This is a genomic window from Azospirillum sp. BE72 (assembly GCF_031455875.1).
Lineage (GTDB): Bacteria > Pseudomonadota > Alphaproteobacteria > Azospirillales > Azospirillaceae > Azospirillum.
Genome location: NZ_JAVDTO010000007.1, coordinates 162,774 through 176,424, shown reverse-complemented (window position 1 = coordinate 176,424; position 13,651 = coordinate 162,774). Strand labels below are relative to the sequence as shown.

The window sequence follows — 13,651 nt, the reverse complement described above, 5'->3', positions numbered from 1 at the left end:
GGTCAGTTCTTCTTGACGCGGAAGTCCTCGTGGCAGCTTCCGCAGGCCTTGGAGGTTGCGCCCAGCGCCTGGGCGATCTGCGCGCGGTCGCCGCCCTTGATGGCGGCGTCCAGCTTCTCGGCCACCGGTTGCAGGCCGCTCCAGTAGCGCTGCGCCTCGGCCCAGTTCTTCCACAGCTCCGGCTTGGCGGCGCTGTCGGTCACCCCCACCGCGGTGCCTTCGGGGAAGATCGCCTTCGGATCCATCTTGGAGACCGCCAGCACGGCCTCCGCCCCCTTGGCCGCATCCTCCAGGGTGGCGCCCTCGTTCTTCACATATTTGCCGACGGCGCCCATCCCGCCGCCGAGCTTCTTCATCGTCTGTTGCCGGTCCTTCACCTGCTCGGCCGGATCGGCGGCGCCGGCCTTGCCCGCCGACATGCCGAACAGCGCGAACATCAGACCGGCGACGGATGCCGCCGCAAGGACATTGACGACGCGGTTGCTCATGTGGTCCCTCCCGATGATGCCCTGGCTTAACGGTGCTTGTGCCGCTGTTGACGCGCTGCCCTCTCCCGATATTCCATGGCTTCCACCGGATTGTTTACGCCCCGCCCCGGGTGGGCGGTGGTGGCGAGAAAGGTTGACCCGCGATGAAGAGCCTGTCGTCCGTCTGCGTCTATTGCGGTGCATCCAGCCGCGTCGCCGATGTCTACAAGGAAGCCGCCCATGCGCTGGGCGACGGGCTGGCCCGCCGCGGCATCCGCATGGTCTATGGCGGCGGCCGGGTCGGGCTGATGGGCATCGCCGCCGACGCCGCGATCGCCGCCGGCGGCGAGGTGGTCGGCATCATCCCCGAACACATCCAGTCGGCGGAGATCGAGCACACCGGCCTGACCGAGCTGCATGTCGTCGACAGCATGCACACCCGCAAGCGCATGATGGTGGAGCACTCCGACGCCTTCATCGTCCTGCCGGGCGGACTCGGCACCCTGGACGAGGCCTTCGAGATCCTGACCTGGAAGCAGCTTCAGCTGCACGACAAGCCGATCGTCATCGCCGATGTCGACGGCTACTGGCGCCCGCTGCTCGGCCTGATCGACCACATGGTCGCCCAGGGCTTCGCCCGCATCGACCGCTCCGCCCTCTACAGCGTCGCCGACCACATCGACGGCGTGTTCGAGGCGCTGGAGGTGATGCCGGATGCGGCCCATCCGGCCCAGCCTAAGAAGTTCTGAGGCCGGGTCGGCCCTTCCTCCGGTTATCCCCAAACTTCCCAGCCTGTGGATAACTTCTGTGCACAGCTTTTGTGGAGGGTTCCCCACCCTTCGCAGAGCGTTCCCGTTCTGTTTCTGCTATTGTGTCCTTCATGAGCAACCAGACCTCATCGCTGTTCGATCCCCGCCCCTCCGCCGCGGTCAAGCCGACGGCCGAGTACCGCACGCCCCCAAACAACGAGGAGGCGGAGCAGGCGCTGCTGGGCGCGATCCTGGTCAACAACAAGGCCTACGAGAAGGTCGGCGAGTTCCTGCGGCCGGAGCATTTCTATGATCCGGCCCACCAGCGCATCTTCGCCGCCATCACCAAGATGATCGACCGCGGCCAGATCGCGAATCCGGTCACCCTGAAGTCCCTGTTCGACAACGATCCCGAACTGGCGGTGGAAGGCGGCAGCGCCTATCTGGCGGAACTGGCGGCCAACGTCGTCACCGTGGTCAACGCCGGCGATTACGGCAAGACCATCCACGACCTGTTCATCCGCCGGCAGCTGATCGAGGTCGGCACCGACATGGTGAACGAGGCGTACCGCCACGACCTCGACATCACGGCGCTCGACCAGATCGGCGAGGCGGAAAAGCAGCTGTTCGATCTCGCCTCGACCGGCGACGTGCAGGGCGGCTTCGTGGCGTTCGGCGAGTCGGTCAAGCACGCCATCACGACGGCGGAGGCGGCCTTCCGCCGCTCCAGCCACGTCACCGGCGTCACCACCGGCCTGATCGACATCGACCGCAAGCTGGGCGGCCTGCATCCGTCGGACCTGATCATCCTCGCCGGCCGCCCGTCGATGGGCAAGACGGCGCTGGCCACCAACATCGCCTTCAACGCCGCCAAGGCGCACATGCGCTCCAGCGGGCAGGAAGGCGGCGTGGTCGGCTTCTTCTCCCTCGAAATGTCGGCGGAACAGCTGGCCACCCGTATCCTCGCCGACGAGGTGCAGGTGCCGGGCGACAAGATCCGCCGCGGCGAGATCCGCGACACCGACTTCCCGAAATTCGTCCAGGCCAGCCAGGATCTGGCGCGCTGCCCCTTCTATGTCGACGACACGCCTGCCCTGTCGGTCGCCGCGGTGCGCACCCGCTGCCGCCGGCTGAAGCGCACCTCCGGCCTCAGCATGGTGGTGGTCGACTATCTCCAGCTTCTGCGCGGCTCGTCGTCGCGCGGGTCGGAGAACCGGGTGCAGGAAATCTCGGAGATCACCCGCGGCCTGAAGGCCATCGCCAAGGAGCTGGACGTGCCGGTGGTGGCGCTGTCGCAGCTGAGCCGCGCGGTGGAGCTTCGCGAGGACAAGCGCCCGCAGCTGGCCGACCTTCGCGAATCGGGCTCGATCGAGCAGGACGCCGACGTCGTCATGTTCGTCTTCCGCGAACAGTATTACCTTGAGCGCGCCGAGCCATCGCGCCGGCCCGACGAGAGCGACGACAAGTTCAACGACCGCTATCAGCGCTGGCAGCAGCGCCTGGGCGAGGTGCACAACACCGCCGAGGTGATCATCGCCAAGCAACGTCACGGTCCGATCGGCACCGTCCGCCTCTACTTCGACGGCCAGTTCACCAAGTTCGGCGATCTCGACCAGCACCACCAGACCGACGAGTGACCAGAGTGACGAGCGACCTGAACCCGCGTGCCGGCGCCATCCTGACCGTGGATCTCGGCGCCGTCGTCGCCAATTGGACGCAGCTGCGCGACCGCGTCGCCCCGGCGGAATGCTCCGCCGTGGTCAAGGCCGACGCCTATGGGCTGGGGGTGGCGCGCGTCGTCCCGGCGCTGGCCGCCGCCGGCTGCCGCACCTTCGTCGTCGCCCAGTTCGAGGAGGCGCTGGCCGTCCGCCGCGCGCTGGAACCGGTCGCCCCGGAGGCTCAAGCGGAGGTGCAAATCTTCTCGTTGGGCGGCTTGCCCGCGGGGTGCGAGGAGGAATTCCTCGCCAACCGCATCCTGCCGGTGCTGAACCACCTCGGCGAGATCGCGGCGTGGCGGGCCTTTGCCTCGTCGCGGGGGGAGGTTCTGCCGGCGGTGATCCACATCGACACCGGCATGAACCGCCTTGGCCTCGGCCCCGACGAGCTGGACGAGCTCGCCGCCCATCCGGAACGGCTGCAAGGGATCGACGTCCGCTATTGGATGACCCACCTCGCCTGCGCCGACGAGTTCGACAGCCCGATGACCGGGGAGCAGCTCGACCGCTTCCGCGCGGCACTGGCCCGGCTGCCGAAGGCGAAGGCGAGCTTCGCCAATTCGTCGGGCATCTTCCACGGCAAGGCCCATCATTTCGACCTCGCCCGGCCGGGCTGCGCGCTCTACGGCGTCAACCCGACGCCGCATCTGCCCAACCCGATGCAGGGTACGGTGCGTCTGGACGCCCGTCTGCTGCAGGTCCGCAACTGCGCGGTGCCGATGACGATCGGCTATGGCGCCGCCCACAAGGTCACCGGCCCGGCGCGGATCGCCACCATCGGCGTCGGCTATGCCGACGGCTATCTGCGCTCTCTCAGCGGCAAGGGCCACATCTTCGTCGATGGGATCGCCGCGCCCATCGTCGGCCGCATCTCCATGGACCTCATCACCATCGACGTCACCGGCCTGCCGGAGTCGGTGGCCCATGCCGGCCGCATGGTCGAGCTGATCGGACCGAACCGCCCGGTCGACACGGTGGCGGCGGAGGGCGGGACCATCGGCTACGAGATCCTGACCTCGCTCGGCAGGCGCTATCACCGGGTTTATGTGGGCGGGTGACCTAGAAGTCCCTCTCCCGTCCCGGGAGAGGGAAGGGGCCCATGCGAAAGCATGGGAAGGGTGAGGGGTTGGGCACGAAGCCATGCGGTTCGGGAGTCTTGGATACCCCCTCACCCTCCCCACTTCGTGGGTCCCCTCCCTCTCCCGAGACGGGAGAGGGCGAAGGGGCGTCCTCCCACCATTGCAAAGTCCAAGGATGACCGCGACGCCCAACGGTGCTATGACCGCATCGCCCAAATGAGTCTCAAACCAAGGATGCGGGCCGACTGATGGGTTTCCTCGCCGCCACCGGCCGGGCCTTCCTGATCTTCCTGGAAGCGACCGGACGCCTTGCCCTGTTCACCGGATCCGCCCTGTCGCACTGCGTGCGCCCGCCGCTCTATCCGCGGCAGATTCTGCGCCAGATGATCGACATCGGCTATTATTCGCTGCCGGTGGTCGGGCTGACGGCACTGTTCACCGGCATGGTGCTGGCCCTGCAGAGCTACAGCGGCTTCTCCCGCTTCCAGGCCGAGGGCGCCATCGCCACCGTCGTCGTGCTGTCGATCACGCGCGAGCTGGGGCCGGTTCTGGCCGGCCTGATGGTCGCCGGCCGCATCGGCGCCGCCATGGCGGCGGAGATCGGCACCATGCGGGTCACCGAACAGATCGACGCCCTGTCGACCCTGTCGACCAATCCGTACAAGTATCTGGTGGCCCCGCGCCTGATCGCCGGCCTGACCATGGTGCCGCTGCTGGTGGTGGTCGCCGACATCATCGGCGTGTTCGGCGGCTTCCTGGTCGGCGTCTACCGGCTGGATTTCAACGCCGCCAGCTACATCAACCGCACCTGGGAATTCCTGGAACCGCTGGACGTGATCTCCGGCCTGGTGAAGGCGGCGATCTTCGGCTTCCTGATCGCGCTGATGGGCTGCTACCACGGTTACCACTCCAAGGGCGGCGCCCAGGGCGTCGGCGCGGCGACCACCAACGCGGTGGTGTCGGCCTCCATCATGATCCTGGTGTGGAATTATCTGATCACCGGCATCTTCTTCTCGACGAAGTGAGCGCCATCCCATGAACACTGGGCCCATGACCACCGTCCCGAAGATCGCGCTCAAGGGCGTGACCAAGCATTTCGGCCCGAAGAAGGTTCTGAACGGCATCGACCTGGAGGTGGCGAAGGGCGAGTCGCTGGTGGTCATCGGCGGATCGGGAACCGGCAAGTCGGTGATGCTGAAGAGCATCCTCGGCCTGCTGACGCCGGATTCCGGCTCGATCCAGGTCGACGGCGTCGAGACGACCCGCCTGCGCTCGCGCGAGCGGGAGAAGATGCTGCACAAGTTCGGCATGCTGTTCCAGGGCGCCGCCCTGTTCGACAGCCTGCCGGTCTGGGAAAACGTCGCCTTCGGCCTGATCCAGGGCGCCCATATGCCCCGATCCCAGGCCAAGGAGATCGCCGTCGCCAAGCTGGGCGCCGTCGGCCTCACCCCCGACGTGGCGGAGCTGTCGCCGTCGGAGCTGTCGGGCGGCATGCAGAAGCGCGTCGGCCTTGCCCGCGCCATCGCCGACGAGCCGGAGATCATCTTCTTCGACGAGCCGACGACCGGCCTCGACCCGATCATGGCCGACGTCATCAACGAGCTGATCGTGCAGTGCGTGAAGGATCTCGGCGCCACCGCGGTCACCATCACCCACGACATGGCGTCGGCCCGCAAGATCGCCGACCGCGTCGCCATGATCTATCAGGGCCGCATCATCTGGACCGGCCACGCCCGCGACATCGACAATTCGGGCAACGCCTATGTCGACCAGTTCGTCCATGGCCGGGCGGACGGGCCGATCAAGATGCAGATTAAAGCGCTCTGATCGGGGCGCTCTGATCGGAGCGTTCCGGCCGGAACATTCTGACCGGAACAATCACGGGGACTTGCCGGTTGTCGAACGGGGTGCCGTTGCAGCCCGTTCCCCGGAGGTGGTCTCCCCGTGAGTTTGCAGCCCGCGACGTTCCAGGCCTTCGATATCGACGAAGCCTTCCGCCGCCTGCGGATCGCGGTCGCCCCCTACCCCAAGGCGGCGATGTTCGACCTGCGCGACCGCGGCTATGCAACCCCCTTCCAGCAGCTGGTCGCCAGCCTGATTTCCGCCCGCACGCGGGACGAGACCAGCCTCATGGTCGCCGAACGGCTGTTCGCCGTCGCAGACACTCCGGCCGCCATGGCCGCCTTGCCGGAAGAGCGACTGGTGGAGCTTCTGCACGGCGCCACCTTCCCGGAACCCAAGGCGCGCGACATCCGCGACCTCTCCCGCCGCATCGTCGAGGAGCATGGCGGCGAAGTGCCCGACACGCCCGACGCGCTGATGCGCTTCCGCGGGGTCGGGCCGAAGATCGCGGCGCTGACGCTGGCCGTCGGCTTCGACATTCCGGCGCTGGCGGTCGACATCCACGTCCACCGCGTCACCAACCGCTGGGGCTATGTGTCGGCGCGCACGCCGGAAAAGACCATGGCGGCGCTGCTGGCGGTGCTGCCCAAGCGTTATTGGGTGGAGATCAACGAGCGGTTGGTCCCCTTCGGCAAATGGATCTGCACCGGTGACCGGCCGCGCTGCTCAACCTGCCCGCTGCTGTCGATGTGCGCCCGCGTCGGCGTCACCGAGTCGCGCTGAGGCGTAGCGATTGATGCAGATCCTGGCGGGACCGCGGACGCTTGGCTAGAAGAGCGGCCGAGATTTCTCTTTTCGAGGCTCCGCGATGATCGTCTACGCCCTGCACTGCGCCTGCGGCCATGATTTCGACCAGTGGTTCGACAACATGGCCGATTACGACGCCAAGAAGACCGCCGGCATTCCCTGCCCATCCTGCGGCGGCACGGAGGTCGCCAAGGCCATCATGGCCCCGCGCGTCGGCAAGTCGCAGCCGGCCCCGGCTCCCGCCTGTGCACCCGGCGGTTGCGGCGGGGGCGGCTGTCCGATGATGATGTGAGGGCGACAGCCTCCGCCGGGCCGTGCAGGACGAATCGCACCGTTCACCATAGGTGACGGTCTTTCGGACACAAACTGCCGGCCCTCCTGCAGCAAAGTATTGAGACGGATTACACGGACGGCGCGCCCGGACGGAGCGTGGCGCCCGGTATCCCGAGATGATTTGCCGACGCCTCTCTCCAGCCTCTTCCCGGCAATTTTTTTGAGAATTATGAGGACATGATGCGTATCGGTTTGGCGATACTTCTGGCAGCCAGCCTGTTGCTGGGCGCCTGCAACGAAACGAGGTTCGATGCGACGAACAAGGACACCAGCCGCCGCAGTATCCTCGATATGCAGGTTTCCATGGGCAAGAGCGACGCCGCCAAGCTTGAGAAAGCCCTGAACGACTGGAGCGTGGTGATTCTCGAGAGACACAAGGACGAACTCCTTTCGCATTTCGGGCTCGAGTTCGGGGTGTGCATGCTCACCGCGATCTTTGGCGGAGACTGCGACACCAGCGGGCAGGGCTCGAACCAGAGGGAGGAGTTTCTCTTCGAGCGCACGGCCACGCCGCTACACGGAAAAACCGCCAAGGAAATCATCGCCTTCATCGAAGCCGAGCAGGGAAATCACGCGAAGGAGATGGCGCTCAGGAGGGAGCGGGAGGAAGCCGAGCGGCAGCGCCTTGCCGAGGCTGAACGGGTGCGGCAGGCGGAGTATGCCGAGCGGCAGCGCAAGGCTGAGGAGCAACAGCGCAAGGCGGAGGAATTGAAGCGCCTGCGTGCGCAAGCCGACAAGGTCGGCAAACAGATCGCGGCATCGCAGGGCGAACTGGCAAAGCTCGAGGCTGAACTGGCCCGCCCGGCCGCTGCGCGAGGTGAGGGTGCTGTCGGAGCCGTCGTGGTGGGGAATGCGCGGGTGGGGCAGATCGGCAGCAACGCCAATGAGCGCGAGGTTCTTTTCGATGTGAAGAACGGAACCGGACGCAGGATAGTCGAGATCCATCTGGCTTTGACCGTCACCTCACCCAACGGCGCCGTTCCGCGCTATCAGGTCACGACCTCGAAGCTGTTTCCATGGACAGGGACCGGTGCCGGCTTCACCTATGTGACCAAGCTTTCCATTGGCGGCGACGCGCAAGCGCCACTTGCTTTCCGCTTCCCGCCGGACATGCGGGGCAAGTTCAAGGACGATGCCAAGGTCGAGATCGAGGTGAAGAACCTGATGTTCGAGGGCGGCCGCATGGCCATCGATCCTGCCGCCGACAGGCACGAGGCCGAGCGCCTGCCGCTGCTGAAGGAGAGCATCGCCAAAAGCCAGGCGGAGCTGGCCGAGCTGGAAAGAAGAATAGCGACGCTCAGCTAACACCACTCTCCGCAGCCGGCCGGCATCTTCAAGGCCGGCCGGCTGCGGGGATCCTGACCGCCTGTTCGGCGCGGCGCCTACCTCCGCCGCGCTTCTGCCGTCAGCCGCGGTTCGATGGTCAACTCCTCCCGGCGGCGGGGAGAGCCGAAGCTCGGCTCCACGCGCGACTCGCGCGGCCGGTCGTCGCCGGCGGGGGTGCGGCTCAGCGGATCGACACCGCGTCCGCTGCGCCACCACGCAAAGCCGACGCCGCCCAGCGTCACCGCGAGCAGTCCGGCCACACCGGCGCGCGCGGCGTTCGACTGCCACACCGACGTGCCGCCGCCGACCGCCACCGATTCCTCCACCGGAGCCGGCTTGCCGTCCGGGGTCGTCGCCGACACCGCTCCGCGGGGCGCCGCCTGCGGAGCCGGTCCTTCGGCGGCGCTGGCCGGCGGACGCGATGCACTCTGAGGCGCTGCACTGGACGTGACCGCATGAGAGGCCGCCGGTGCAGAGGGGCGCGGAGCCGCGGCCGGGGCGCTGTGGCCGGTGGAAGAGGAGGGAGACTGGCTGGACGGCGCCGAAACCGGGGCGCCGCCGAACTGGGCCATGCCGCCGACGCTCTCGTTGCCCGACTCGACCCGGCCGGTGGGAGCGGCGCGCGGCGCCACCTCCTTGTCGTGGCGGGTCTGGCCGACCTGGCTCTTGGACAGGCTGCCCATGGTGGGAGCGGCCTTCTTCTCGCGCTCGCCCATCATCTTGTTGATAGTGGCCTGATCGAGGTTGCCGGTGGCCGGCAGCCCGACGGACTTCTGATAGGCGCTGAGCGAGGATCGCGTTTCCGGCGTCATCTGGCCCTTGGCCCGTCCGCCGATATTGTAGCCCTTGTCCTTCAGAAAGGTCTGCGCCCACTGGATATCGGCCGTCGATGCCTCCGCCCATGCGGAACCCGGCGTTCCGAGCGCAAGACCCGACACCACCACTGCAACTGCCGCCACCGCGGCGCCACCACGCACCCGCCGCGAAATCCCAGACATCGCCTATCCCTCCGTCCGTGACGCCAGACCGATTTCAGAGCCACGACACTCCCCTGCGAATCGGGGACATGGATCGTGTTACCAGATTGTGCCGCTTTTCCGGCGGCGATTTTTGTGCGTCTGCGTTGTCCGCCGCGCAGCGTTGCCGAAAAGGCGCGTTCCCGGAAATGGTGTGGGAAAATGGATCGGAAAAGGCCGGACGTGGTAGCGTCAATTCGGGGGCATCACATGGAATGCAGGGGCGCCATGATCGGGTTCGAAAACGCATCTCCGTGGATCGGACCGAAGGCTGCGGCCCTCCTGTCCACCATGCTCCTGCTGTCCGGCTGCAGCAGCCCGCCGGCCTATCGCGAATGGACCGCCAGCCCCGACGTGCCGACCATCGCCTATGACGAATGCACCGAGCAGGTGGACCACACCATGCGCCTGCGCGGCTACCCCCTGCGCCCGCTGCCGGAAACGCCGCAATACGGCTACCGTAAGGAGATCTTCGCGCTGTGCATGCGCCGCAAGGGCTACGCGACGGAGTGACGCTCCACCGTCCGCCCCTCTATCTCCCGGCGAAGTGCAGGTAGGCCAGTGCGCCGGCCAGCGTGCCGATCAGGATCACCGCCAGATAGACCCGCAGCGGCAAAGCCACCGGTTCCGCCGCCTTGCGCCTGCGACCCGGTTTCGCGGCCGGCGCCGCCTTCGGAGCCGGGCGAACGCGTCCCCCCTTCGGCGGCCCCTTGGTGGGGTCGTACAGCTCGATCAGCGTCCAGTTGAACTCCATGCCCTCATAGGCGGAGTCGGCGTTGTAATCGAGTTGGATCAGCCGGAAATAGGCCCGCGGGTTGATGCCGACCATCCGGTCGAAGCGTGCCTTGGCGTGGGCAAGCTCCTCCCCCACCTCCAGCGTCTTCCACCCCTTGCCGCGCGCCTTCTGGATGGCGAAGCGTGTCGGCTGGGGCGGGCGCGGGGTCGGCATGGGCGGCAGTCTATCGCCGCACTCAGCGCAGCGGAACCGCATTGTTGCGGATGACCGAGGCGTACCAGTCGTAGCTGGCCTTCGGCTTGCGCTCCATCGTCTCGCGGTCGACCTGCACCAGTCCGAACTTGCGGCGGTAGCCCTCCGCCCATTCGAAATTGTCCAGCAGCGTCCAGGCCATGTAGCCTTTCAGGTTGCAGCCCTCGTCGATCGCCTTGGCCGCGGCCAGCAGATGGTCGCGCAGATAGGCCACGCGGTCGCGATCCTCCACCCGACCGCTCGGGCCGACGGTGTCGGGATAATCGGCGCCGTTCTCCGCCACATAGACCGGCGGGTTGCCGTATTTCTCCTGCAATTCGGCCAGGATTTCGGTCAGGCCGTCCGGCTCCACCGGCCATTCCATGCCGGTCTTGCGCGTGCCCTCCGGCGCCGAGCCGTAGCCGGTGCCGAACAGCCCCTGCGGATCGGGCTGCTGGTGCATGCGGCTGTAATAATTGATGCCGAGGAAGTCGACCGGCTGATTGATGCGCTCCAGGTCGCCGGGCTTGGCGATGCGGGTGAAATCGGCCTCCAGTTGCGCCGGGAAGCGGCCCTTGAACAGCGGGTCCAGGCAGGAGCGGTTCCACACCGCATCCCACATCAGCGACGCCGGATAGTTCGAATCGAGTCCCCCCACCGGCCAGGACGGCTGCAGCGACAGCACGGTGCCGAGCTGCCAGTTCTTTCCGCCCACCTGCCGCAGAGCGGCCAGCGCCGTGCCCTGGGCGAGGTTCTGGTGGTGGATGGCCTTCAGGCAGTTGTCGCGACCGGTCAACCCCGGCGCATGGCCGCCGGTGCCGTGGCCGAAGATGGCGACCACCGACGGCTCGTTCAGCATCACCCAGTGCTTGGCGCGGTCGCCCAGCCGGGCGGTGACCGCCAACGCATAGTCGGTGAACCAGCCGGCGATGTCGCGGTTGGTCCAGCCGCCGCGGTCCTGCAGGGCCTGGGGCAAATCCCAGTGGAACAGGCAGGGCCAGGGCTGGATGCCTTTCGCCAGCAGCGCGTCGGTCAGCCGGTCGTAGAAGTCGAGCCCCTTCGGATTCACCGCACCCGTGCCCTGCGGCATCACCCGCGGCCAGGCGATGGAGAAGCGGTAGGCCTTCATGCCGGCCCGCGCCATCAGCTCCACATCCTCGGCATAGCGGTGGTAATGGTCGCAGGCGACGTCGCCGGTGTCGCCGTTGGCGATCCGCCCGAAGGAATGGCTGTAGGTGTCCCAGACGCTGGGACCGCGCCCATCCTCCGCCACCGCCCCTTCGATCTGGTAGCTGGAGGTGGAGACGCCCCACAGGAACCCGTCGGGGAAGGCGACCGTCCGGGCTGCCGAGTCGGGCGCCGCCTGTACGCCCTCGCGAGTCAGCGCGGCCATCGCGCCGCCACCGGCCGCCGCGGCCGCCGTCACCTTCAGGGCCGTCTTCAGGAAACTCCGCCGCCGCATCGCCCGCATCTCCGCTCCGCCGCCCAACCGGGCTGTGGCCGTCCGTCGCCGCGCACTGTATGCAGTCCAACGGCTTTGGCAACCGGGTGATTACCCGGATCGGCGATTCTTCCGGGGCACCGCCCCCACGACATCACACCCCTGACAACTTCCATGGTATCGCATCCAAGGGCGGCCATAGGCGCGGCGCCCATCGCGGTCTATATTGGCGCCATGCACGATCTCTTCCCCATCCTGATGGTCCTGGCGATGCTGGCCGTGGTCGGCTCGCTGTTCGTCGGCCTCTTCTTCATGGCACGCGGCGGCAGGGGCGACCCACGCCGCTCCAACAAGGCGATGCGCCTGCGCGTGATCCTGCAGGGCGCAGCCTTGCTGCTGTTCGTTCTTGCCATCCTGATCAAAGGCTGACGGTTTCCATGGTAAAGCTGACCAAGATCTACACGCGCGGCGGCGATGCCGGCGAAACCTCGCTCGGCGACGGCAGCCGGGTGCCGAAGCACGACCGCCGCGTCGCCGCCTACGGCACGGTGGACGAGGCGAACGCCGTCATCGGCATGGCGCGCCTCCACACCAATGACTGGCCGGAGGCCGGCGCGATGCTCGGCCGCATCCAGAACGACCTGTTCGACCTGGGCGCCGACCTCTGCACGCCGGAGGAGGAGGAGCCGAAATACCCGCCGCTGCGCATCGTGCAGGCCCAGGTCGACCGGCTGGAGGCGGAGATCGATGCGATGAACGCCGGTCTGGCGCCGCTGACCTCCTTCATCCTTCCCGGCGGCTCTGCGGCCGCCGCGCACCTGCATCTGGCGCGCACCGTGGTGCGACGGGCGGAGCGGTTGATGACCGATCTGGCGCGCCACGAACCGGTAACGCCGGCGGCGCTGAAATACGTCAACCGGCTGTCGGACCACCTGTTCGTCTTGAGCCGGGTGGTGAACCGCAACGGGGCGGACGACGTGCTGTGGGTTCCCGGCGCCAACCGGTGATGAGCCGGCCACCGAATCCGGCCTGCGCCGCCGGTCACGCTTCCGGCGCGTCATTGACAGTGGTAATGCCAGATCCTATGGTCCGTTCGCAACCACAGCAATTTTCGCGGTGTTCGCCGTAATGGGCGCGCGCTCAGCAGCCAGGGTGAGTTATGAAAGTCCTCGTCCCCGTTAAGCGAGTGGTCGACTACAACGTGAAGATCCGCGTGAAGGCGGATGGCAGCGGCGTCGAGACCGCCAACGTGAAGATGAGCATGAACCCCTTCGACGAGATCGCCGTCGAAGAGGCCGTCCGCCTGAAGGAGGCCGGCAAGGCGACCGAGATCGTCGTCGTGTCCGTCGGCCCGACCCAGGCGCAGGAGACGCTGCGTACCGCTCTCGCCATGGGTGCCGACCGCGCCATCCTGGTGCAGACCGACGTGACGACCGAACCGCTGGCCGTCGCCAAGGTGCTGAAGGCGCTGGTCGAGAAGGAGGCCCCCGGCCTCGTCATCCTCGGCAAGCAGGCGATCGACGACGACTGCAACCAGACCGGCCAGATGCTCGCCGCCCTGCTCGGCTGGGGCCAAGGCACCTTCGCCTCGAAGGTCGTTGCCGGCGACGGTACGGTCGCGGTCACCCGCGAGATCGACGGCGGCCTTGAGACCGTGGAACTGAAGCTGCCGGCGGTGGTCACCGCCGACCTGCGCCTCAACGAGCCGCGCTATGCCAGCCTGCCCAACATCATGAAGGCGAAGAAGAAGCCGCTGGAGACCATCACCCCGGACAGCCTGGGCGTCGACGTCGCCCCGCGCCTGACTACGCTGAAGGTGACGGAGCCGGCGAAGCGTCAGGCCGGCATCAAGGTGCCGGACGTCGCCACGCTGGTCGACAAGCTCAAGAACGAAGCGCGCGTGATCTGA

16 protein-coding genes are annotated in these 13,651 nt (G+C 67.2%); 12 read left to right on the top strand and 4 right to left on the bottom strand.

Annotation, left to right across the window (positions count from 1 at the left end):
• Positions 1-2: 2 nt before the first annotated feature.
• Complete coding sequence (locus J2Y49_RS19185) at positions 3-488, bottom strand: cytochrome c (RefSeq protein WP_310116470.1); 486 nt, start codon at positions 486-488, stop codon at positions 3-5.
• Between the two features lie 143 nt (positions 489-631).
• On the opposite strand from J2Y49_RS19185, the gene J2Y49_RS19180 reads away from it, so the two are divergent.
• The 8 genes from J2Y49_RS19180 (at position 632) to J2Y49_RS19145 (ending at position 8,297) form a co-directional block, all read left to right on the top strand.
• Complete coding sequence (locus J2Y49_RS19180) at positions 632-1,216, top strand: TIGR00730 family Rossman fold protein (protein WP_310116469.1); 585 nt, start codon at positions 632-634, stop codon at positions 1,214-1,216.
• A gap of 131 nt (positions 1,217-1,347) precedes the next feature.
• The gene (locus tag J2Y49_RS19175; RefSeq protein ID WP_149222595.1) at positions 1,348-2,853 is read left to right on the top strand and encodes a replicative DNA helicase; all 1,506 of its coding nucleotides are present in this window, start codon (positions 1,348-1,350) and stop codon (positions 2,851-2,853) included.
• A gap of 5 nt (positions 2,854-2,858) precedes the next feature.
• Positions 2,859-3,989 (top strand): alanine racemase, encoded by a 1,131-nt coding sequence (alr, locus tag J2Y49_RS19170; RefSeq protein WP_310116468.1) that lies wholly within the window; start codon positions 2,859-2,861, stop codon positions 3,987-3,989.
• Between the two features lie 269 nt (positions 3,990-4,258).
• The gene (locus J2Y49_RS19165; RefSeq protein ID WP_310116466.1) at positions 4,259-5,035 is read left to right on the top strand and encodes an ABC transporter permease; all 777 of its coding nucleotides are present in this window, start codon (positions 4,259-4,261) and stop codon (positions 5,033-5,035) included.
• Between the two features lie 25 nt (positions 5,036-5,060).
• Positions 5,061-5,837 carry an ATP-binding cassette domain-containing protein gene (locus tag J2Y49_RS19160; RefSeq protein ID WP_310116465.1) on the top strand — a complete coding sequence of 259 codons (777 nt, stop codon included), beginning with the start codon at positions 5,061-5,063 and terminating at the stop codon, positions 5,835-5,837.
• Between the two features lie 117 nt (positions 5,838-5,954).
• Entirely contained in the window at positions 5,955-6,635 is a 681-nt protein-coding gene (gene nth, locus J2Y49_RS19155) for an endonuclease III (RefSeq protein ID WP_310116464.1), read from the top strand.
• An 85-nt stretch (positions 6,636-6,720) separates the two neighbouring features.
• A complete protein-coding gene (locus tag J2Y49_RS19150; protein ID WP_310116463.1) occupies positions 6,721-6,951 on the top strand; it encodes a DUF1178 family protein in 231 nt (76 codons plus the stop codon).
• Positions 6,952-7,169: 218 nt separating this feature from the next.
• On the top strand, positions 7,170-8,297 hold the full coding sequence (locus J2Y49_RS19145; RefSeq protein WP_310116462.1) for a hypothetical protein: 1,128 nt from the start codon (positions 7,170-7,172) through the stop codon (positions 8,295-8,297).
• Between the two features lie 77 nt (positions 8,298-8,374).
• Here the strand turns inward: J2Y49_RS19145 and J2Y49_RS19140 are convergent, their stop codons facing one another.
• Positions 8,375-9,316 carry a peptidoglycan-binding protein gene (locus tag J2Y49_RS19140; RefSeq protein WP_310116461.1) on the bottom strand — a complete coding sequence of 314 codons (942 nt, stop codon included), beginning with the start codon at positions 9,314-9,316 and terminating at the stop codon, positions 8,375-8,377.
• Between the two features lie 246 nt (positions 9,317-9,562).
• Here J2Y49_RS19140 and J2Y49_RS19135 point away from each other — a divergent pair, with 246 nt between their 5' ends.
• Positions 9,563-9,847 carry a hypothetical protein gene (locus J2Y49_RS19135; protein ID WP_310116460.1) on the top strand — a complete coding sequence of 95 codons (285 nt, stop codon included), beginning with the start codon at positions 9,563-9,565 and terminating at the stop codon, positions 9,845-9,847.
• A gap of 19 nt (positions 9,848-9,866) precedes the next feature.
• Here J2Y49_RS19135 and J2Y49_RS19130 read toward each other — a convergent pair whose 3' ends face one another.
• Positions 9,867-10,283: a hypothetical protein gene (locus J2Y49_RS19130; protein ID WP_310116459.1), complete on the bottom strand. Its 417-nt coding sequence runs from the start codon at positions 10,281-10,283 to the stop codon at positions 9,867-9,869.
• A 22-nt stretch (positions 10,284-10,305) separates the two neighbouring features.
• Positions 10,306-11,763: a GH1 family beta-glucosidase gene (locus J2Y49_RS19125; RefSeq protein WP_310116458.1), complete on the bottom strand. Its 1,458-nt coding sequence runs from the start codon at positions 11,761-11,763 to the stop codon at positions 10,306-10,308.
• Between the two features lie 213 nt (positions 11,764-11,976).
• Between J2Y49_RS19125 and J2Y49_RS19120 the strand changes: the two genes are divergently transcribed.
• The 3 genes from J2Y49_RS19120 (at position 11,977) to J2Y49_RS19110 (ending at position 13,651) form a co-directional block, all read left to right on the top strand.
• Entirely contained in the window at positions 11,977-12,171 is a 195-nt protein-coding gene (locus tag J2Y49_RS19120; RefSeq protein ID WP_310116457.1) for a twin transmembrane helix small protein, read from the top strand.
• 8 nt (positions 12,172-12,179) lie between these two features.
• Positions 12,180-12,749: a cob(I)yrinic acid a,c-diamide adenosyltransferase gene (locus J2Y49_RS19115; RefSeq protein WP_310116456.1), complete on the top strand. Its 570-nt coding sequence runs from the start codon at positions 12,180-12,182 to the stop codon at positions 12,747-12,749.
• A 152-nt stretch (positions 12,750-12,901) separates the two neighbouring features.
• Positions 12,902-13,651, top strand: coding sequence for an electron transfer flavoprotein subunit beta/FixA family protein (locus J2Y49_RS19110; RefSeq protein ID WP_310116455.1), 750 nt, complete (start codon positions 12,902-12,904; stop codon positions 13,649-13,651).